This window comes from Achromobacter sp. JUb104 (genome assembly GCF_024806975.1).
Lineage (GTDB): Bacteria > Pseudomonadota > Gammaproteobacteria > Burkholderiales > Burkholderiaceae_B > Achromobacter > Achromobacter spanius.
The window spans coordinates 118,307-139,446 of record NZ_JANUEY010000004.1 but is presented as its reverse complement, the minus strand read 5'-3'; the positions used below and the strand labels follow the sequence as shown (position 1 = coordinate 139,446).

General features: G+C 65.1%; 16 protein-coding genes. 8 read left to right on the top strand and 8 right to left on the bottom strand.

Going from position 1 to position 21,140, the window contains the following annotated elements:
- Nucleotides 1-39: 39 nt before the first annotated feature.
- Nucleotides 40-1,971: a bifunctional UDP-sugar hydrolase/5'-nucleotidase gene (locus tag M2361_RS26470; RefSeq protein ID WP_259252772.1), complete on the top strand. Its 1,932-nt coding sequence runs from the start codon at nucleotides 40-42 to the stop codon at nucleotides 1,969-1,971.
- A 12-nt stretch (nucleotides 1,972-1,983) separates the two neighbouring features.
- Here M2361_RS26470 and M2361_RS26465 read toward each other — a convergent pair whose 3' ends face one another.
- The 4 genes from M2361_RS26465 to M2361_RS26450 form a co-directional block, all read right to left on the bottom strand.
- Nucleotides 1,984-3,126 (bottom strand): glycosyltransferase, encoded by a 1,143-nt coding sequence (locus M2361_RS26465; RefSeq protein WP_259252907.1) that lies wholly within the window; start codon nucleotides 3,124-3,126, stop codon nucleotides 1,984-1,986.
- Nucleotides 3,126-4,136: a hypothetical protein gene (locus M2361_RS26460; RefSeq protein ID WP_259252769.1), complete on the bottom strand. Its 1,011-nt coding sequence runs from the start codon at nucleotides 4,134-4,136 to the stop codon at nucleotides 3,126-3,128. Before M2361_RS26460 ends, M2361_RS26465 begins: the two co-directional genes overlap by 1 nt.
- Before the next feature lie 341 nt (nucleotides 4,137-4,477).
- Entirely contained in the window at nucleotides 4,478-5,524 is a 1,047-nt protein-coding gene (gene speB, locus M2361_RS26455) for an agmatinase (protein ID WP_259252768.1), read from the bottom strand.
- Between the two features lie 135 nt (nucleotides 5,525-5,659).
- Nucleotides 5,660-7,063, bottom strand: a complete 1,404-nt coding sequence (locus M2361_RS26450) for a sodium:solute symporter (protein WP_259252767.1) — start codon at nucleotides 7,061-7,063, stop codon at nucleotides 5,660-5,662.
- Nucleotides 7,064-7,246: 183 nt separating this feature from the next.
- On the opposite strand from M2361_RS26450, the gene M2361_RS26445 reads away from it, so the two are divergent.
- The 3 genes from M2361_RS26445 to M2361_RS26435 all read left to right on the top strand — a co-directional run bounded on the left by M2361_RS26445 (nucleotide 7,247) and on the right by M2361_RS26435 (nucleotide 11,189).
- Nucleotides 7,247-8,356: a YcjF family protein gene (locus M2361_RS26445; RefSeq protein WP_259252766.1), complete on the top strand. Its 1,110-nt coding sequence runs from the start codon at nucleotides 7,247-7,249 to the stop codon at nucleotides 8,354-8,356.
- 256 nt (nucleotides 8,357-8,612) lie between these two features.
- A complete protein-coding gene (locus M2361_RS26440; RefSeq protein WP_259252764.1) occupies nucleotides 8,613-10,697 on the top strand; it encodes a bifunctional diguanylate cyclase/phosphodiesterase in 2,085 nt (694 codons plus the stop codon).
- 279 nt (nucleotides 10,698-10,976) lie between these two features.
- On the top strand, nucleotides 10,977-11,189 hold the full coding sequence (locus M2361_RS26435; RefSeq protein WP_259252763.1) for a DUF1059 domain-containing protein: 213 nt from the start codon (nucleotides 10,977-10,979) through the stop codon (nucleotides 11,187-11,189).
- Nucleotides 11,190-11,276: 87 nt separating this feature from the next.
- Here the strand turns inward: M2361_RS26435 and M2361_RS26430 are convergent, their stop codons facing one another.
- Nucleotides 11,277-12,326 carry an ornithine cyclodeaminase gene (locus tag M2361_RS26430; RefSeq protein ID WP_259252762.1) on the bottom strand — a complete coding sequence of 350 codons (1,050 nt, stop codon included), beginning with the start codon at nucleotides 12,324-12,326 and terminating at the stop codon, nucleotides 11,277-11,279.
- 255 nt (nucleotides 12,327-12,581) lie between these two features.
- Here M2361_RS26430 and M2361_RS26425 point away from each other — a divergent pair, with 255 nt between their 5' ends.
- A complete protein-coding gene (locus M2361_RS26425) occupies nucleotides 12,582-13,667 on the top strand; it encodes an EAL domain-containing protein (protein ID WP_259252761.1) in 1,086 nt (361 codons plus the stop codon).
- Nucleotides 13,668-13,688: 21 nt separating this feature from the next.
- Here the strand turns inward: M2361_RS26425 and M2361_RS26420 are convergent, their stop codons facing one another.
- Nucleotides 13,689-14,642: a LysR family transcriptional regulator gene (locus M2361_RS26420; RefSeq protein WP_259252760.1), complete on the bottom strand. Its 954-nt coding sequence runs from the start codon at nucleotides 14,640-14,642 to the stop codon at nucleotides 13,689-13,691.
- Between the two features lie 98 nt (nucleotides 14,643-14,740).
- On the opposite strand from M2361_RS26420, the gene M2361_RS26415 reads away from it, so the two are divergent.
- On the top strand, nucleotides 14,741-15,955 hold the full coding sequence (locus M2361_RS26415; RefSeq protein ID WP_259252759.1) for an MFS transporter: 1,215 nt from the start codon (nucleotides 14,741-14,743) through the stop codon (nucleotides 15,953-15,955).
- Here the strand turns inward: M2361_RS26415 and M2361_RS26410 are convergent.
- Together M2361_RS26410 and M2361_RS26405 are read right to left on the bottom strand one after the other, a co-directional pair.
- The gene (locus M2361_RS26410) at nucleotides 15,939-16,832 is read right to left on the bottom strand and encodes a DUF4261 domain-containing protein (RefSeq protein WP_259252758.1); all 894 of its coding nucleotides are present in this window, start codon (nucleotides 16,830-16,832) and stop codon (nucleotides 15,939-15,941) included. The two genes, M2361_RS26415 and M2361_RS26410, sit on opposite strands and share 17 nt — an antisense overlap.
- A gap of 89 nt (nucleotides 16,833-16,921) precedes the next feature.
- Nucleotides 16,922-17,836, bottom strand: coding sequence for a LysR substrate-binding domain-containing protein (locus M2361_RS26405; protein WP_259252757.1), 915 nt, complete (start codon nucleotides 17,834-17,836; stop codon nucleotides 16,922-16,924).
- A gap of 125 nt (nucleotides 17,837-17,961) precedes the next feature.
- On the opposite strand from M2361_RS26405, the gene dkgB reads away from it, so the two are divergent.
- Together dkgB and M2361_RS26395 are read left to right on the top strand one after the other, a co-directional pair.
- Nucleotides 17,962-18,765: a 2,5-didehydrogluconate reductase DkgB gene (gene dkgB / locus M2361_RS26400; RefSeq protein WP_259252756.1), complete on the top strand. Its 804-nt coding sequence runs from the start codon at nucleotides 17,962-17,964 to the stop codon at nucleotides 18,763-18,765.
- 74 nt (nucleotides 18,766-18,839) lie between these two features.
- On the top strand, nucleotides 18,840-21,128 hold the full coding sequence (locus M2361_RS26395) for an FdhF/YdeP family oxidoreductase (protein WP_259252755.1): 2,289 nt from the start codon (nucleotides 18,840-18,842) through the stop codon (nucleotides 21,126-21,128).
- Nucleotides 21,129-21,140 lie beyond the last annotated feature (12 nt).

Sequence of the window (21,140 nt, the reverse complement as noted above, 5' to 3'; positions counted from 1 at the left end):
ACGCAACCATTCGCCCTTCAACAACGAGGGATCACACGAATGAATACGTGGAAGAGGACTGCGGGCGCCGCCATGCTGAGCGCCCTGTTGCTGGCCGGCTGCGGCGGCGACGACAACGATGACGAGCCGTCGGGCAACCCGGCGCCGGAACAGCCCGCACCGGAACAACCGGCCGCCAGCCGGCCGATGGAACTGACGATCCTGCACATCAACGATCATCACTCCACGCTGGACAGCAAGAAGAAAGACCTGAAACTCAAGAACGCCGCCGGCACGCCGGTGACCGTGAACGTGGACGTGGGCGGCTTTCCGCGTGTGACCGGCGCCATCAACACGCTGGCGGCCCAGTCCGCCAATGTGCTGAAGCTGCACGCCGGCGACGCCAATACCGGCACGCTGTACTTCAACCGCGCGGGCGAACCCGGCGAGGCCGACGCGGCCATGATGAACACCGTGTGCTTTGACGCGATGGCGGTGGGCAACCACGAGTTCGACAAGGGCGACAGCGGCTTGAAGCGCTTCATCGACCTGCTGCACGCGGGCACGTGCCAGACCCCCTTGCTAAGCGCCAACGTCACCTTTGCCGACGGGTCCGCGTTGAATCCATCGCGTGCGCCGGGCCTGGTCAAGCCGTCCATCGTGCTGCAACGCGATGGCCAGTCCATCGGCCTCATCGGCCTGACGATTGCCAACAAGACGCAGCAGTCGTCCAGCCCGGACGCCGGCACGCTGTTTTCGGACGAAGCCATCGCAGCGCAAACGCAGATTGATGCGCTGCGTGCCCAGGGCGTGAACAAGATCGTGGTGCTGAGCCATATCGGCTATGGCTACGACAAGCAGATCATCCCGACCTTGAGCGGCGTGGACGTGGTGGTGGGCGGCGATTCGCATACCTTGCTGGGTCCCGATGCCATGGTGGACTACGGCGTGGGAACGCCGTCGGGCGCCTACCCGACCGTGTTGCAGAACAAGGACGGCAAGCGCGTCTGCCTGGTACAGGCCTGGGAATACTCACAGGTCGTGGGCGAACTGAAAGTCAGCTTCGACGCCAACGGCGACGTGACCGAATGCGCCGGCACGCCCCATGTGCTGATGGGCGATGCGCTGACGATGGTGGGCGCCGCCCCCGCCGCCGCCGACAACACCGCCATGCTTGCCGATGTGGCGGCCAGCGGCTTTCTGCGCATCCAGCAGCCGGATGCCCAGGCCAGCGCGGTACTACAGCCCTTCAAGGACAAGGTCGACGTGTTCAGCGCCAGCGTCGTGGCGTCGGTGCCGCAGGAACTGTGCTCGCGCCGCGTGCCGGGCCTGACGCGCGACCGCAGCCGGTCCAGCGCCGACTGCAACACATTGGGCAGCGTCGACCTGCGCGGCGGCGACATCCAGCAACTGGTGGCGCAAGCGTACCTGGAAGTCGCCAACGCCAGCTACGGCGGCGCCGACATCACGCTGCAAAGCGGTGGCGGCGTGCGCGTGGCGCTCAAAGGCAACGTGACCGCGGCCAACGTGATCGAGGTGGTGCCGTTCGGCAACATGCTGTGGCGGCTGGACATCACGGGCGCCGAGGTCAAGGGCATGTTGGAAGACGGCATGCAGGCGGTCTTCGGCGCGGGCGGGTCAACCGGCCCCTACCCGTATACCGGCGGCCTGCGTTGGGACGTGAACGGTGCGCAGGCGCAAGGCAACCGCGTGACCAACATTGAAGTGCTGGATGCCGCCACGTCCACCTGGCAAGCGCTGGACGCCGCCCGCACCTACAAGCTGTTCGTGCTGAGCTTCAACGCGACGGGCGGCGACGGGTACAAGACCCTTGCCAACGTGCCCGCCGAACGCCGCCAGGATATCGGCGTACTGGACGCCGACGTGCTGCAGACCTACATCGACACGCAGGCCAAGGACCCGGTGTCCGGCCTGCCGGTGCTGAACCTGCTACCCGTCAGCCTGTACAGCACGAAGTCGTATAGCGAGTAGTCCGCGAGAGGGTCAGGACGTCAGGCCGAATTGTCGGCCGGGCGTCCTGCCCTCCAGGTATACCTGCTCGGTCTGACCCACAAACTGCGCCAGCGAAAATTCCCGCAACGCCGTGTTGCGGGCGTCCTCGCCCATCCGCGCGAGGACGCCGCGGTCGTTCAGGATGGCGGATACCGTGGTCATTACGCTGCTCACCGCCCCCGGATTCACCACCCAGCCGTTGCGGCCGTCGGTGACGTTCTCGGTCAGCCCGCCCACCTTGCTGACGATGACCGGCTTGCCGGCCGCCATCATTTCGCGGCAGGCGAATGAAATCGTCTCCAGCCGGGACGACAACACAAAGCCCACATCCAGCGCGGCCAGGACGGGGCGCACGTCATCGAGCAGCCCCGTGAACACCACCTGATGCGTCATGGCCAGATCGGCCACGCGCTGGCGCTGTTCGGCATCAGGTTCCTTGCCGGCAATCAGGATAACGACCTGGTCGCGCTGATGCTCGGGCAAAAGCGACACGGCGGTCACCATGTCCAACCAATTCTTGTAGGACGCCGTGCCGGCATTGCTGCCGATCACGAAGCGGCGCCGCATGCCCTCGGGCAACAGCGCGGCGCGTGCCTGCGCGGCTTGTTCGGGGGTCGCCGGCTGGTACTTCTGCGTGTCCACGCCATTGAGCACCACGCGCAGGTCTTCATCGCGGTACACCGATTCCTTCATGCGCCGGAACGTGTGGCCGCAGACGCAGATGACGCGATTGGTGCCCCACTTGGCCCGCACGCGCACGCCCAGGCTCTTGGCGTTGCGGTCGTTGTGCTGCGTATAGACGATGAACGGGCGCTTGGCGCCCATGCCCACGGCGGCCAGCATGCAAAGACGATGGTCGGCGGAGCCGTTCACGTGAATGACGTCGAACCGTTCCTTGCGCAGCAGCGTGCGCAGGCGGTGCAAGGCGCCCAACTGCTGGAAGGGCCGGCCCTTGAATTCCAGGTCGATCGAATGCACGCCGGGCAAGGCGTCCGCCTCGGCCAGAAGACGGCTGCCGCGCGGCGCGGCAACCGTGATCTGGGCGCGCTGGCGCAGCATGCGCGCCAAGGACATGACGTAGGTGGTGTGACCGCCCCCGTCGCCCTGGTGAAAGTTGGTGTAGAGAATTTTCATCATGAAAGGCCTGAAAGCCGTTGCGGGGAAGGCGGAGATTCCCCTTGATTGAGCAAACAGCTCCAATGACGCTTTTCGAACACGTCGTCGCCCAGGCGGCTGTCGACCGACAGGTTGTAGACCTTGACGCCGCGCTCTGCCAACAGGCGGCTGGCCTGTCGGAACGCGGGTTCGATGTGTCCGGCAAACTGCCGGTCCAGCGCGGTGGCCAACTGCGCGCCGGGTTGTTCATAAAAACGCGGACCCGCTGCGGCGCTCAGGTCCAGGCCATGCAAGTACAGCGTGCGGGCGCCCATCCAGGCCAACAGTTGCAGCGCCGTGTAGGCGACGGTGCCGCCACCGAAAAGCCCGCGCGCCGGGTTCAAGCTGAAGCCGTGCGCGTGCTGGGGGTTGTGCGCGTCAAACAGCACCAGCTCGGGGTCTGTGGCCAACTGCGCTTCCAGCTCGTCCGGCTGCGCGCGCGGTTGTAGCGCACGCTGATGCACTTCTTCAAACAGCGCGATGCGACAGCGAACCGCCTTCGCATCGAACAGGAACGAGATCCAGCGATACACCTCGGGCGTCACGAACAGCAGCAGGTCTTGCGACAGCACGTCCGCCACCAGATCGCGCCGACGCTTGACGAAGCCCGCATCCAGCATCGCGTAGTAATGAAAGCGCAACGTCGGATGCGCGCGTTGCAGCGCGATGGATCCGTTCACGCCCATGACAGTGTCCAGATGGCACCGCGCATAGTCGATCTGGGCGACCGAGGGGCCGCTAAGAATCAAATGTGCGTCGCCGCGTATGTCTTGCGGCACCTGCGCCATTGGCAGCGTCACCGGGCCACGCACGCCGACAAGATCACACGCCACCAGCCGTTCGCGGCCTTCGCGGCGCACCTTCACCAGCGGCCACAGCGTCTCGTTGTGCCGATAGGCCCCACCCTGTGTATAGCGGTAAAGATAGCGAAAGCCCTTGGTCAAAGGACGCGAGCGAAGCAAACGGGGAACGAGGGCAAACCGGGTCATGAATGGTGCCGCTGAAAGCGCGGCGAAACCTTACGAGGCGCTGATTCTACGCAGACGCCCCCCGTCCCAGGAGCTTAGAAACATTTGAGATGTAACAACGTGGAATGGGCGCATTCGCCCCCTATTTCGGGGCGTGCACCGGGCGGAAAGCGGCCTTCCCACATAGCGGAACGAAGGGTGCCGAATGCGCCGAATCGGCACCATTTCCGTGCATCGGCACCGTGCCCGCCGTACTAAACACGATTAGGCACGACGCCCACCGCGCTGGAACCTTCCATTACCATTTGCGGCAAAGCGATAGGCAATTGCAAGCGACTTTCCAGCGCGGCGATCCGGCCCCTTCAGCCCGCATGCCGAATGCTGATCAGGCTGAGGATTTCAAACAGGATCTGCGCCCCCGCGTGCGCCGTGTTTGCCGTGGCGTCATAGGCGGGCGCCACTTCGACCACGTCGCCACCGATGATGTCGATGCCGGCGAGCCCGCGCAATATCGCCTGCGCTTCGCGCACCGTCACGCCCCCGACCTCTGGCGTGCCCGTGCCGGGCGCGAAGGCGGGGTCCAGGCAATCGATATCGAACGAGACATACACCGGCGTGTCGCCGACGATGTCGCGGGCGCGCGCAATGACCGCGGGCACGCCCACCCGCGCGATGTCTTCCGCATGCACCACCGTCATGCCGGATTCGTACGAGAATTCCCACAGGTATTCCGCCGACCCTCGAATGCCGATCTGGATGGTGCGGGTGGGGTCCAACACACCGTCCAGCACTGCCTGCCGGAACGGGCCACCATGATGGAAGCGGCTGCCGTCGAACGGCCCGCCCGTGTCGCAATGCGCGTCAAAGTGGATCAGGGACACCGGCTCGCGCCGCCCCAACGCGCGCAGGATCGGCAGCGTGACGGAGTGGTCGCCGCCCACCGACACGGGAATGACGCCCGCCGCCTGGATCTGGGCATAGGCGCTTTCGATATCTTCGTGCGATTGCTCCAGGCTGAAGCGGCTGCGCATGGGCACGTCGCCAATGTCGGCCACGCGCAGGTCGCGCGTGGGTGTACAGCGCAGCACGTGGTTGTACGGGCCGACCCGTTCAATGGCGCGCAAGGCGCGTGGCCCAAAGCGGCAGCCGCTGCGGTTGCTGGCGCCCAGATCCATCGGCACACCCGCCAGCGCCACCTGCAGGTCACCGAAGTCTGGCGACTGCCAGTCGATGTATTGGGCGGGCGCGTCCAGCAAGGTGGGCATGCCCGCGTAGGGCGCGCTGCGCGTGCCGGTGTTGTCGATGATGTTCGCGGCCACCGCCCGAAAGTGGGCGTCATGGATGGCGGCTTCGTTGTCTCCGCCGAAGCGGGCGCGCAGCGCAGCAAGGCGTTCCGGTGTAAAGCGCATGTTGTCTTCCTGAAAGGGGTCGATTAGGTGGAGTCGATTAGGTGGAGTCGATTAGGTGCAGTCGATTAGGTGCAGTCGATTAGGTGGCGCCGATAACGCGGCGCCGATGCGTTGGCGCTACAGGGTTGGCATTGTTCAGTCGGCATCCGCCGGCGACACGGCCGCCTGGCCATACGGCGCGCCGGCGCGTCCCATCAGGCTGATCAGCACGAAGCTGGCCGCGCTGGCTGCCAGCGCCGCGTAGATCGGCGAGTTGGCCGCCAGGCCGTCCTTGACCATGAAGACGATCGCGGCGGCGCAGCCCAGCAACATGCTGGCAACGGCCCCGGCCGTGGTGGCGCGGCGCCAGTAGATGGCGCCCAGCAAGGGCACCAGCATGCCGCCCACCAACAGGTTGTAGGCGCAGGTCAGCGCGCTGAGCACGTCGTCCACCACCAGCGCAATGCCCACCGCCGACAGCGCCGCCAACAACGTGATCACGCGGTGCACGCGCAGGTCCTTGAAAGACCGCCCGCCACGCAGGGCCGGCAGCAGGTCTTCGGCCAGCACGGTGGCCGTGGCCAGCATCGTGGCGCTGGCGGTCGACATCATGGCCGCCAACGCCGCGGCGATGACCAGCCCGCGTATGCCATCCGGCAACTGCGATTGCACGATGGCCGCGAAGGCGTTGTTGGCGTTTTCCAAACCGGGAAGCAGCACCTGTGCCGTCATGCCGATCAAGGCGCCGACCAGGCCGTACACAATGCAGTACAGCCCGGCGGCGGTGCCCGCCACCCGCGCCACGCGCTCATCGCGGGCGGTGAACACGCGCTGCCATATTTCCTGGCCGATCAGGATGCCCAGGAAGTAAATGACGAAGTACGTGATGATCGTGCTCCAGCCAATCGAGGTCAGGTCGAAGCTGGCGGCGGGCAGGCGGGCGACAAGTTCGTCCCAGCCCCCGACCCGCATCAGGCAGATGGGCAGCAACACGAACATCAGCCCAACCGTCTTGATCACGAACTGGACGATGTCGGTCAGCGTCAGCGACCACATGCCGCCCAGCGCGGAATACACCGCGACAACGCCGCCGCCCACCACCACCGCCACCCAGAACGGCAGCTCGAACAACACTTCCATCACCGTGCCGATGGCGATGACGGAGGTCGCGGCCAGCATCAGCGCATAGGCCATCATCACCAGCGCGCTGACGTGCTTGGCGCCGGTGCTGAACCGCCGTTCCAGGATCTGCGTCACGGTAAAGATGCGCAGTTTCAGCAAGGGCTTGGCCAACACCCGGTTCAGCACGATGATGCCCAGGCCCAGCGCCCCGCATAGCCAGAACCCCGACAGGCCGTACGTGTACCCCAGCTTCACCGTGCCCACCGTGCTGGCGCCGCCCAGCACCGTGGCCGCCATGGTGCCCATGTACAGGCCCGGCCCCAGGTTGCGGCCCGCCACCAGATAGTCTTCATGCGTCTTCGCGCGCCGCATGCCGTACCAGCCCAGCAGCAGCATCGCCGCCAGGTAAATCACCACTACGCTTATATCCAACATCATGTCCGAAGTCTCCTCACCCGCCACGGCAGCAATGGTTGTTTTGAGCCCGGCGCGCCTGCCCACACGCCGGGCTTATCGATCAACCCGGATCTTCGTTCAAGCCGCGCCAAAAATATCGCTATTGGCGCGAATGTCAGACGCATCTGATATCGTTGCTCAATCCTCCGCCTTCGCGCCTACCCCATGCCGCCTCTACGCCCCGACTCCCCCGCCTTGCAGGACGCCATCGCCGACGCCATCAGCACGGCCACGCGCGGCGCGGGCCGCGTGAACATCCTGATCGCGGGCAAGACGGGGGTAGGCAAAAGCACGCTGATCAATGCCGTGTTCCGTGGCGAATTGGCCAGGACCGGCGCGGGCAAACCCGTCACCCAGACCACCCAGGAATACACCAAGCCCGGCCACCCGCTGACCATCATCGACACGCGCGGCCTGGAAGTGGGCGACTACGCGCGCTCGCGCCAGCAGTTGACGGACCTGATCCAGGAACGCTCCGCGTCCGACGACCAGGACAAGCACCTGCACGTGGCCTGGCTTTGCATCCAGGACAGCAGCCATCGCGTGGAAGACGCCGAGATCGAGCTTGCCGACATGCTGGCCAACGCCGGCATCCCCGTGGTGGTGGTGCTGACCAAGGCGCGCAAGAACAGCCCCTTCGTGGAACAAGCGCGCGCCCTGCTGCCGCGCGCCAAGCAAGTGGTGGCGGTGCGGGCGCTGCCGGAATGGATCGAGGAACTGGACGCGGAATTGCCGCCGATGGGTCTGGACAAGCTGATCGAGGTCACGGCCGAGTACATCCCCGAATCCCAGCAGCGGGCCTACGCCAACGCACTGTCCACCCGCAACAAGAAGGCCCTGGAAGTAAAAAAAAAGCGGGCTGAGATAGAGGTCAACGTGGCCGCCGGCCTGGCCGCCTCCGCCGCCGCCGCGCCCATTCCGTTTTCCGATGCCTTCGCGCTGGTGCCGATCCAGGTGGGCATGATCGCCAAGATCGGCATCACCTTCGGCATGGAACTGGACACCACCGCCATCACCACGCTGGTCACGTCCACCCTGGGCGCCTCGGCGGCCACGCTGATCGGCCGCTCGCTCGTGTCGGGCATGCTGAAGTTCATACCCGGCGCGGGCAGCGCCGTGGGCGGCACCATTGCCGCCACCACCGCCGGCGCCATCACCAAGCTGCTGGGCAATGCCTACGTGGCGGTGCTGTACGACTTTTGCCAGAAGAACCCGGGCAAGGACATCGACATCGGCATGATCGCGCAGGCGCTGAAGCAGCGGGTAAAGCTCTAAGCCGCGGCGCATTCGCATGCCTGCGCGCAGGCATACCCGCAACGTGCACGCAACGCTCCCGCATGCAATGAATTGCGTTTTCACGACATCATTCGTTAGATTTGCGCCTTTTCAGGCGCTCGGCTTAACTATCGTCCGTCATACGACGTAAAGCCGTATATCCCTCAGTCTTTTTGCGGGACGACCCACGCAGGCAAAACGCAACGCACGCGAATGCGCAAACGCCCCGCGACGGGGTCGGCTCCCGTCACATCCAATGATCATCGACAACTCCGACGTCATGTACCGGCACCTTGTGCAGGGCGTCGTCGACTACGCCATCTACATGCTGCATCCGGACGGCACCGTCGCCAACTGGAACGCCGGGGCGCAACGCGCCAAGGGCTACACACAGGAAGAAATCGTCGGCAAGAACTTCGCCTGCTTTTATAGCGAGGAAGACCAGGCTTCAGGCCTGCCGCAGCGCGGACTGGCCACTGCCCGCGAACAAGGCCGCTTTGAAGCCGAAGGGTGGCGGGTGCGCAAGGACGGCACGCTGTTCTGGGCCAACGTGGTGATCGATGCCATCCACGACGACCGGGGCGCGCTGCTGGGCTTTGCCAAAGTCACGCGCGACATCACCGAACGGCGTGAACGCGAACAGCAGCTTGTCCGGGCCAAAGAGCTGGCCGAGCACTACAACACCGAGCTGACGTCGCTGTCGAGCTTCCTGGATGCCGTGGTGTCGCACATCCCGTCGTGCGTGCTGGTGCTGGATGCCGTGTCGCGCAATATCCTGTTGGCCAATCGTCAGGCCGAAGCCACGTTCGGCGCCACACGCGCCGAGATGTTGGGCAAGACTGCCCAGCAATGCCTGCCCGCGCCCGTCTGCGAATTTTTCGACCGCCTGACGAACGATGCCCTGCGCACGGACGGCGCGCTGCGCGAAGCCGAAGAAGAACTGATCACCGCGCGCGGCATGCGCACCTTGCGCACGCGCACGCTGGTATTCCACAGCAGCGACCCGCGCTCGCGCTACGCGCTCTTGATCTCGGACGACGTCACCGACGAAAACGCCGCCCACGCGCAGGTGCGCTACATGGCGCACCACGACACGCTGACCGGCATGCCCAACCGCCGACTGTTTCGCGAACAACTGCTCAAGGCGCTGCAAAACCGCGCCGCCGACCGCCGCACCGCCGTGCTGTGCCTGGACCTGGACAACTTCAAGAGCGTGAACGATACGCTGGGCCACCCCTGCGGCGACGAACTGCTGCGCCTGTTCGCCAAGCGCCTGCCCAAGGTGCTGCGCGAGCAGGACACGCTGGCCCGGCTGGGTGGCGACGAGTTTGCCGTGGTGCTGCCCAACATCGGCCAGCAGGAAGACGTGCGCAAGCTGGCCGAGCGCTTGATCGAAACGATGCGCCAGCCGTTCGAGGTGGACGGCCATACCGTGCCCGTTACCGTCAGCATTGGCATCGCGCTGGCCGAAACGCCCGACTACACGGCCGACCACCTGCTGCGCTACGCCGACATGGCGCTGTATGAAGCCAAGCGCAATGGCCGCAACCGCCTGGCGTTTTTCGAACCCGAGATGGAAGTCGCCGCGCTCAAGCGCCATGAAATCGAGATGGACCTGCGCCAGGCCATCATGGGGCAGCAGTTCCAATTGCATTACCAGCCCATCCTGGATGTCAGCCATGTTCGCATCGTGGGTCGCGAGGCGCTGATGCGCTGGCAGCATCCGGTGAAGGGCCTGATCATGCCCGACGCCTTCATCCCCATCGCTGAAGAGACCGGGCTGATCCACGAGCTGGGCGCCTTCACCCTGCACGAGGCTTGCGCGGAAGCCATGCGCTGGGACGACCACGAAACCGTGGCGGTCAATCTGTCGGCCACCCAGTTCACCAACAGCGCGCTGGTGTCGCTGGTGGAGTCGGCCCTGTCCAATTCCGGCCTGCCCGCGTGGCGCCTGGAATTGGAGATTACCGAGTCGGTGCTGCTGGCGAATTCCGCCGCCAACCTGAACACCTTGAACCGGCTGAAGGCACTGGGTGTGAAGGTGGCGCTGGACGACTTCGGCACGGGCTATTCATCGCTGGGCTATCTGCGGTCGTTCGACTTCGACAAGATCAAGATCGACAAGTCGTTCACCCAAGATGTCGAATCCAGCAAGGAAGCGCTGGCCATCATCCGCGCCATCAACGGCATCGGGCGCAGCCTGGACATTCCCACCACCGCCGAAGGCGTGGAGACCGCCGCGCAATTGGAGCGGCTGACCCAAGAGGGCTGCTCGCACTTCCAGGGCTATTTGCTGGGCCGACCGGTGTCTCATGAAACGCAGCCGGACGACGCGACGTAGTCGGTTGTGAGATCGCGGAGTCGCCGGATCGCCGGACCGCCGGACCGCCGGACCGCCGGATCGCCGGATCGCCGGACCGCCGGACCGCTCAATCAAGGGGTCGGATCAAATCAGGGGCCGACCCCTCAATTTCGACCCCCGCCTGACTGCCCGCGGACCTATACTTTTCGAATCATCGGGTGCGCTGTGACGCGCCATCCTGCCCGGTGCCTGCCACGCCGCGCGTCGGATATTCCATCGCGCAAGCCGCCCCCTGGGCCGCTGCGCAGGGAGCCCATCATGAGCCGCAAATACATCGATTGCCGCGAGTACCCAAGCGAGCTGAACTGCTCGGTGGCCTTGGTAGCGGATACCGACGACGAACTGCTGGAAGCCGCCGTGCAGCACGCCACGACCGTACACAAACATGCGGACAGCCCCGAGCTACGGACCCAGCTAAAAGGCATGTTCCACGAGGGCACACCTTCGGTCGAGACGCCCGCGCGCGCGTGATCGCCGACAGCTACGCGCCATCAAATACGCGCGTCAACTAAGGGCCGTCAACTACGGGGCCGTCAACCAAGCGCCGTGGCCACGCCTTCAACCCGCGCCACCCGTCGTGACGCGGGTTGCCGCGCGCACCACGTCGAACAGGTTCTTGGGGTCCTGCAATTGCGGCGCCACTTCAATGCGGGTGCCTACGCCCAACCGGGCAGCGCTGTCGCGCAGCCAGCGCAGCGCCGAGAAGTCCTCCAGCGCGAATCCCACCGAATCGAAGATGGTCACGTCTGACGCGCTCTGGCGGCCCTCCGCCTGGCCCGTCAGCACGCGCCACAATTCCGTCACCGGGAAATCCGCGGGCATCTGCTGCAAGTCGCCTTCAATGCGCGTCTGTGGTTCGTATTCAACGAACACGGGGCCCAGCTTCAACACGTCGGCATGCAGCTCGGTCTTGCCGGGGCAATCGCCGCCCAAGGCATTGATGTGCATGCCCGGCTCGACCATGTCGGCGCAAAGGATGATGGCGTAGGCCTTGTCGGCCGTCACGGTAGTGACGATGTCCACGCCCTTGACGGCCTGGGCCGTGCTATCAAAGCGGACGACGCGCAAGGACGGCGCGGCGGCGGCCAGGTTGGCTTGCAGCTTGCGGGTGGCGTCTTCGTCCACGTCGTACACGTGCAGCGTGTCGATGCCCAGCACGGTGTGGAAAGCCAGCGCCTGAAACTCGGCTTGCGCGCCGTTGCCGATCAGGGCCATCGACCGCGAATCAGGCCGCGCCAGCGCCCGCGCAGCCAAGGCTGAGGTGACGGCGGTGCGCAGGGCGGTGGTCAGCGTCAGTTCGCTGATCAGCAGTGGCTCACCCGTGTTGACCTGCGCCAGCGCGCCAAAGGCCATCACGGTGGACAGGCCGGCATGCGGATTATTGGGGTGGCCGTTGACGAACTTGAAGCTGTAGAGCTCGTGGTCGGCGGTGGGCATCAATTCGATGACGCCGGTGGGGGAATGGCTGGCGACGCGCGCGGACTTATCGAATTCCTGCCATCGCAAAAAATCCGCCAGCACGTAGTCGAGCAGTTCGGTGTACACCTTTGGCGGGCCTTGCAAGGCCATGATGTTTGCCACGTCCGACGTTGTGAGCAGGGTCGTCATTCTTTTCTCCCCAAGGGATGGAAAGGAAATTCTGGCTGATGCCCAAATCAATTCATAGTGACAATAATATTCCACCCGCCGCCCACGGCGACGATCTAAACGGCAAGGCGGGCGGGACAGCCCCGCCCGCCTTGCGTGCCTTCCCGCGCTCAGTCCAACAGGTCCATCAACGCGGCGTCCTCCGCGTCATGGTGACGCGCCGCCTGTTCCAACTGCATCGAGAACGGCGCCGCCGCCAAGCGTACCGGCGAAGCCATGACCATCCCTCATCGCTTCCTGCGCCCCTGCCTGCCCTATTTTTTATTGCTCGTTTTAACGGGCGCTATCTTTGGCGTGGCCTACGATGCCATCGCTTCCTCGTCGGGTGAGAACAGCGGCACGGCCGAGCAACCCGCGCGCGATGTGCACTGGCCCGCCTTGCTTGGCGCCATTGGCGGCGTGCTGCTCAGCCTGTTGTGCTATCGCTGGTTTGGCGGTGCGTCAGCGGTGCGACGCCGATTGAATCGGGCAATGCGACGCGGGCACATCCACGTCGTCTATCAACCACTTGTGGAGATGTCCACGGGCCACATGGTTGGCGTCGAGGCGTTGGCGCGCTGGACGCACGAGACGCTGGGCGTGATTCCGCCCGATACGTTTTTCGCGTGGGCAGAGTCAACGGGCCTGGGACGCAAACTCACGCGCCACATCGTGCGCGCCGCCTTCTGCGACCTTCAAGATCGTTTGCGAGAGCCGGGCGACTTCTACGCCAGCATCAACGTCACGCCGCGCGACATCGAAGACGCTTCCTTTGTGAAGTTCATGGTCGATACCACACGCGAGTTTGGAATACCGCCCGACCGAATCGTGCTTGAAATTACGGAATCACTGGCGTTCTTGGTGGAAGACCCGCGCACGTTGATTGCCCAATACTTGCGAGTTGGATTCCGTGTGGTGATTGATGACTTCGGGGCGGGCTATGCCAACCTCAGCAATCTGCTCACGTGGGGCGTCAGCGGCCTGAAGCTGGACCGCACGTTGATCCGTTGGATCAGCGCGAATGCGTGGGCGGCCACGGTGCTGGACACGGTGTTCGAGATGACCCGCCGGTTGAATATCTCTGTGCTGGTCGAAGGCATCGAAACCGAAGAGCAGGCGCGCTATGTGCTGGAACGCGCGCCCGAAGCCACCGGCCAGGGCTGGCTGTATGGTCGCCCGTGCCGGGCGGAATTGCTGCGCGCCAATCCAACCCCGCCCGCCGCCCCCGCGTCCGCGTCCGCCCCTCAAGCGGCAACGTCTTTCTGTCCGGGAGCCAGCGCCGCCACGTCCGGCCATTGCGACCCGACGGTATGGCCTGTCTGATAAGAGTCGGCGCTGGTTGCGTCAGCCGCCTGCCAGCCCGACAGGCAGATGCTCGCGCATGATCTCGACGAATCGGCGCAGCCGCGCCGGCTGAAAACGCGACGGCGCATACACCAGGAATACCGGCAGCGGGTCGGCGCGCCACTGGGGCGCCAGATGCACCAGCCGGCCGGCGGCAAGGTCGTCTTGCATGACCCACGCCGATCCCAGCGCCACGCCCAGGCCCAGCACGGCGGCCTTGCGCAGCGCGTGCAAGCCGTCGGTGGACAGACGCGGGTGGATGCCGAAGCGCTCGGTTGCGCCCGTGTCGCAATGCGTCAGGCTGACCTCGGTGCGATAGAACGTGCGCAACGCCAGCCAGGGCAGGCACGCCAGCGCCTCCGGCTGCAAAGGCACGGGCGCACCGCGCAACAGATCGGGCGATGCAACGACAATGCGCGGCACTTCGCCCAGCTTCACGGCGATCACGGACGGGTCGGTCACCGCGCCCACGCGAATCGCGCAGTCCACGTTTTCCGCGATCAGATCCGGCATGCGGTCATGCAGCAGCCATTCCACGCGCATCGCGGGGTACTGCTGCAAGTAGCGCGCCAACGGCTCCACGAATTGATCCTGGCCAAACGCGTGCGGGGCCACCACGCGCAAGGTGCCGGTGGGTTCGTCGCCCGCGCCGCGCACATCGCTTTCAAACGACTGCCACGTGGCAAGCAGTTCCTTGGCGCGTTCATAACAGCGCTGCCCATCCTCGGTCAGCCGGATGGCGTGGGTGGAGCGTTGCAGCAGCCGCACCCCCATCGAGCGCTCCAGCAATTGCAGGCGGCGGCTGACGGTGGGTTGCGTGCCGCCCAGTTGCGCGGCGGCGGCCGACAGGCTGCCCGCCTCGACGATGCGCACGAACGTTTCGATCAGCAGCAGGCGGTCGGTGCCGGCAGTGGCGTTGCCAGGGGTCGTGACAGTCGGGATGGAGGTGCTCATACGCCAAACGTATAACCGATGTACCGCCGCGCCGGCTACCAAAACATCGTCCAGACGCCCAGAATCTGCCCCGTACACGAACCTTCGGACACGTCATCATGTCATCCCAAACCCCTTCCGCCACCTTGTCGCGTGGCCTGGTTTTTCTTCTAGCGATCGGCGCCGGCCTGTCGGTTGCGTCCCTGTATTACAGCCAACCCATGCTGGGCGTGCTGGGCGTTGAGATCCACGCCAGCGCCGAAACGCTGGGCTGGATTCCAACCCTGACGCAATTGGGCTACGCCTTCGGTATCTTGATGCTGGCGCCACTGGGCGACCGCCACGACCGTAAGCGCATCATCCTGATCAAAGCCGCCGTGCTGAGCCTGGCGCTGTTGGCGGCCGCCATGGCGCCGTCCATCGGCGTGCTGTTGGCGGCAAGTTTCGTGGTGGGCCTGTCGGCCACCTTGGCGCAAGACATCGTGCCCGCCGCCGCGCATCTGGCGCCCGCCGAGCAACGCGGCAAGATCGTCGGCACCGTCATGACCGGCCTGCTGCTGGGCATCCTGCTGTCGCGCGTGGTCAGCGGTTTTGTGGCCGAGCAATTCGGCTGGCGCGCCATGTTCGTGGCCGCCGCCGTCGCCATCGTGGTCTTGGGCGCGGCGCTGTGGCGCGGCCTGCCGCGCTTTGTGCCGACCGCTCAGTTGTCGTATGCGGCGTTGCTGGGTTCGCTGGCCACCTTGTGGCGCCAACATCCGGGGCTGCGCCGCGCGGCTACCGCGCAGGGCTTGCTGTCGTTGGGCTTCAGCGCGTTCTGGTCGACGCTGGCGGTCATGCTGCATGGCGCGCCGTTCCACCTGGGCGCCGGTGCGGCGGGCGCGTTCGGCCTGGCGGGTGCGGCCGGTGCATTGGCCGCGCCGCTGGCTGGCCGCGTGGCCGACACCCGTGGCCCGCTGGCGGTAGCCAGCCTGGGCGCGGGCCTGACCATGGTGTCGTTTGCGTCCATGATCTTCCTGCCGTTCCTGTCGCCGCACGCCGCCCTGTGGCTGATCGCCGGCGCCGCCATCGGTTTCGACCTGGGCATCCAGACCTCGCTGATCGCGCATCAAAGCATCGTCTACGGCATCGACCCCGCCGCCCGCAGCCGGCTCAACGCCATCCTGATGACGGGCGTGTTCATCGGCATGGCGGCTGGCGGCGCGCTGGGTAGCCTGGCGCTGGCGCACTGGGGCTGGACCGGCGTGACGGTGGTGGCGGCCAGTGCGGCAGCGGTAGCGCTGGGCTTGCGGGTGTGGCCCGCCTTGGGCGGCCGCGCGGTTATTGCGGCGCGTTGATCTCGTCGGCCGTGATGATCTCGGCCACCAACACCTGCGCGGGACCGTCCAGGAAGTACTCTTCCTGGGCGGGCTCGCGCAGCTTCATGTAGGCGTTCTCGCCGATCTGCATGGTGTGCCCGGCGGCCAGTTCCGCGCCGCTTTCCAGCATGTAGCCCATGATGTTGTTGAACATGTTCGAGTAGTACTCGCCTTCATCATGGCCCCGCGCCAGCGCCGCGAAATCGGGCAGGCCGAACCGGTCGGCGCCATACGTGCGCATCCACACGCCCGCCACGCCGTCCACGTCATACTTCACAAAGCCGCAATACAGCATGTTCAGCGGCAGCGTGCGCAACAGGTCCAGGCTTTCCTCACCCAGCGACTCGGCATCGAACACGCCGGCCGGCAACGAGGTGTGCGCGGTTTCGTTCAACACCGCCACGGCGCCAAACCCCGTCAACGCGCCGGCCACGGCGGCCAGCGCCACGTACTGCTCCAGCGGATCTTTCGCGAACCCACCGTAGTACAGGATGATGTGGCTGGCATGCGCGCGGACTTCGTCCTTGACCGTGCCCGGGTAATGGGCCGGCGCCACGCAGGCTTCCAACGAATCCTTGGGATAAGGTGCGTTAAAACCCACCAACCGCACCACATGCTCGCCCCAGCCCGCCAGGCCCAGCACTTCCGGCATGTCGGGCGCGATCTCGACGCGAGCCTTGCTCATTGACGGGTGATACGCGCACAACGCGGCCTTCAAGGTGTCTTCGGCCAGCGCCAGCGGTGCGTTGAACAGCACCTGCAAGCTCAGCGGGTTTTCAACGTCGGGGTTGGCGGCCAGCGCGCGCGAGTCGGCGGATTCTTCCTTGCTGCCAAAGAAGCGGGAGAAGATGCTCATGGGGTTTGGGGCTATCCAGAATTAAAACGGGGGCAGTATACGTTTGCCCATTGGTGCGCCCAACGCCATGTCTCGATTGGACACATCTCTCACCGTCCGGCCGGCTCCGAGAATCCCTTCGGCCCCACCGCTTCAACCACATAGTCGATGAACGATTTGATGCGCGACGAGATCGCGGTGTTGCGGTAGTACACCGCGTTGATCGGCTGCCTGACATCTTGCGTGTGGCGCGGCAGCACTTGCTGCAAGGCGCCCGATTCGCGGTCCGCTCGCGTCATGAAATCCGACAGGCAGACAATGCCGCCCGCATTCAACGCCAACTGCCGCAGCGTTTCGCCGCTATGCGCGCGCACGCCGGGCTTGACGTGCAAGGCTTGCCCATCGGCATCCAGCAGCGGCCATTCGTTCAGCGCTTCCAGTTGGCTGAAACCCAGCAGCGTGTGCGTGGCCAGGTCTGCCACGCGCTTGGGCGTGCCGTGTTGCGCCAGATAGGCCGGGCTGGCCAGCACGCGCACGCGGCTTTGCCCCAGCGGCACCGCGTGCAGCGACGAATCCTTCAGCCGCCCGATGCGAATGGCCAGGTCGGTGCGGCGTTCCAGCAGGTCGATATTGCCTTCGTTGCTGTTGAGCTCCAGCTCCACTTGCGGATAGCGCTTGCGGTAGCCCGGCACCAGCGGCGCAATGACATGCAGCATGAACGGTGACGCGGCATCCACGCGCAACAAGCCGGCCGGCTGATTGCGCCGCACATTCATCAGGTCTTCGGTTTCTTCCACCGCCGCCACGATGCGGCGCACTTGCTCAAGATAGGCGCGGCCTTCTTCGGTCAGTTCCAGCCGGCGCGTGGTTCGGCGCATCAAGGTGGTTTGCAGCTTTTCTTCCAGCCGGCTCATCGTGCGGCTGGTAGCCGAAATAGTCTGCCCCAGCACGTCGGCGGCAGCGGTGATGGATCCGCTGTCCACGACCGCGATAAAGACCTGCATTTCGTCGAGTGTGGTTTTCATGTTTGACGTTATATCAAAAGTCTTTCGCCAATACAGGGCTTTTTCAGCAAGGATCGGGCGGGCACACTGCCTGCATTCCCGGGCCATCGCCGCCTGGATCTTCACCCCCCTTTCCGGAGTTTTACATGAGCATTCCCCAATTCGGCGTCGGCACATTCCGCCTGCAAGGCCAGGTCGTCATTGATTCCGTGCGCAACGCGCTGGACGTGGGCTACCGCGCCATCGACACCGCGCAGATCTACGAAAACGAAGCCGAGGTCGGCCAGGCCATCGCCGAATCCGGCGTGACGCGCGCAGACCTGTTCATCACCACGAAAATCTGGGTGCCCAACATGGCGCAGGACAAGCTTGTACCCAGCCTGAAGGACAGCCTGGCCAAGCTGCGCACCGACTACGTGGACCTGACCCTGATCCACTGGCCCGCGCCCGGCAATGGCGTGTCGATCGCGGAATGCATGGGCGCGCTGGCCGAGGCCAAGTCGCAAGGCCTGACCCGCCAGATCGGTATCTCGAACTTCCCCATCGCTGAAACTCGTGAAGCCATCGAAGCCGTGGGCGCTGACGCCATCGCCACCAACCAGATCGAACTCAGCCCCTATCTGCAGAACGCAGCGCTGACCGCCTTCCTGAAGGAACAAGGCATTCACGTGACGTCGTACATGACGCTGGCCTGCGGCAAGGTGCTGAAAGACCCCGTCATCCAGCAGATCGCCCAACGCCATAACGCCACGCCCGCGCAAGTGGCGCTGGCCTGGGCGCTGCAACTGGGATATTCCGTGATCCCCTCGTCGACCAAGCGCGACAACCTGGCCAGCAACCTGCTCGCCCTGCAACTGCGCCTGAGCGATGAGGATATGGCACAGATCGCCGCGCTGGAGCGCAACGGGCGTGAAGTCAGCCCCGACGGGCTGGCGGCGAAGTGGGATTGAGCGAATGCTGGGATGGGTGTTATTGACGCCACTTGGCATACAGTGCTTCATAGCATCTTGAACCAGAGATTTTTATGAAGCCTAGCAAGAACCCACCCAAGAAGCCCAACAACCTCACCGGTATCCAACGCTACGACGCCCCCGCCGGCGGCTGGGGTGCGCTCAAGGCCACCGCCCAGGCCGTGGCCGACCAGATGCGGATCGCCGAAGCGCCCGTGCTTCTGCTGCGCACCAACAAACCGGACGGCTTTGACTGCCCGGGCTGCGCCTGGCCCGACAAGGCCCATACGTCCACCTTCCAGTTCTGCGAAAACGGCGCCAAGGCGGTCACCTGGGAAGCCACCAAGAAGCGGGTCACGCCTGAATTCTTCGCCGCGCACACCGTCACCGAATTGCTGACCTGGAGCGATCACAAGCTGGAAGACGCCGGCCGCCTGACGCATCCCTTGCGCTACGACGCCGCCAGCGACACCTATCAGCCCATCTCGTGGGACGCGGCCTTTGCCCACATCGGCCGCACGCTGTCCAGCCTGCCGGCCCCCGACATGGTGGAGTTCTACACGTCTGGCCGCGCCTCGAACGAGGCCGCTTTTCTCTTAAGCGTATTTGCGCGCGAGTTTGGCACCAACAACTTTCCCGACTGCTCGAACATGTGCCACGAGGCCACCAGCGTCGGGCTGCCGCAAGCCATCGGCATCGGCAAGGGCACGGTGTCGCTGGATGATTTCGATACCTGCGACCTGATCATCTCGATGGGCCACAACCCCGGCACCAATCACCCGCGCATGATGGGCACCTTGCATGAATGCGCGCGGCGCGGCGTGCCGATCATCGTGTTCAACCCTTTGCGTGAACGCGCGCTGGAACGCTTTGCCGACCCGCAAGACCCCATCGAAATGGGCACCTTCGGCTCGACCCGCATCGCATCCACCTACTACCAGGTGAAGGTCGGCGGCGACGCGGCGGCGCTCAAGGGCATCATGAAGGCGCTGGTGGAGGCGGACCGCAAGGCGCCCGGCGCCCTGGATCACGCTTTCATCGCGGAACACACGAACGGCTTTGACGCCTACGTCCAAGACCTGGACGACACCGACTGGGCCGACATCGAACAGGTCAGCGGCCTGGCGCGCGCGGAACTGGAACAGGTGGCCGCCGCCTACGCCAAGTCCAACGCCACCATCGTCACCTATGGCATGGGTATCACCCAGCACGCGCGCGGCACGCAGAACGTGCAGCAGATCGCCGCGCTGCTGCTGATGCGAGGCAACTTCGGCAAGCCCGGCGCCGGCATCTGCCCGTTGCGCGGGCATTCCAATGTGCAAGGCAACCGCAGCGTCGGCATCACCGAAAAGATCGACCCGGTGATGTTCGACAACTTTGAAAAGACGTTCGGTTTCCGCCCGCCCGAGCGCCATGGGCATGACGCCGTCGACGGCATGAAGGCGATGGTGAACGGGGACGCGCGCGTGTTGATCTGCCTGGGCGGCAACCTGGCCATGGCGCTGTCCGACACAAGCCAATGCGAGGCCGGCATGCGCCGCCTGGACCTGGCGGTGCACATGAACACCAAGCTGAACCGCTCGCAGTTGCTGATCGGTCGCGACGCGATCATCCTGCCGGTGCTGGGCCGCACGGAAAGCGATGTGCAGGCCAGCGGCGCGCAGTCCATTACCGTGGAAGACTCGATGTCGATGGTGCACGCCTCGCGCGGCAAGCTGACACCGGCGTCCGAGCACCTGCGTTCCGAACCCGCCATCATCGCCGGCATCGCCGCCGCCACGCTGCCCGCCAGCCGCGTCCCGTGGCTGCATCTGGTGGAAGACTACAGCCGCATCCGCGACCTGATCGAACAGGTGTATCCGGACTTCCACGGCTACAACGAACGCATCCTGAAACCGGGCGGCTTCCGCCTGCCGCTGCCGCCCACCGAGCGCATCTGGAAAACGCGCTCGGGCCGCGCTGAGTTCCTGCCGTTCAAGGGCTTGCAGGAAGATCCCGCCACCGCATCCGGCGGCCTGAAGCTGACCACGCTGCGCAGCCACGACCAGTACAACACCACCATCTACGGCCTGGACGATCGCTATCGCGGTGTGTTCGGCCGACGCGACGTGCTGTTCATGAATGCGTCCGACCTGACGCGCCACGGCCTGGAACCCGGCGACGAAGTCGAGCTTCAGACCGACCTGCCCGGCCAGTCCCACCGGCGCCTGCGGCTGACGGCGATTGCCTACGACATCGCGGCCGGCTCGGTCGGCGCGTACTACCCCGAAGCCAATGACCTTTGCCCGCTGGACTACCAGGACAAGCAAAGCGGCACGCCCAGCTACAAGTCGATTCCGGTGGTGATTCGGAAGGTGGCCTAGCTGGCGCGGCGG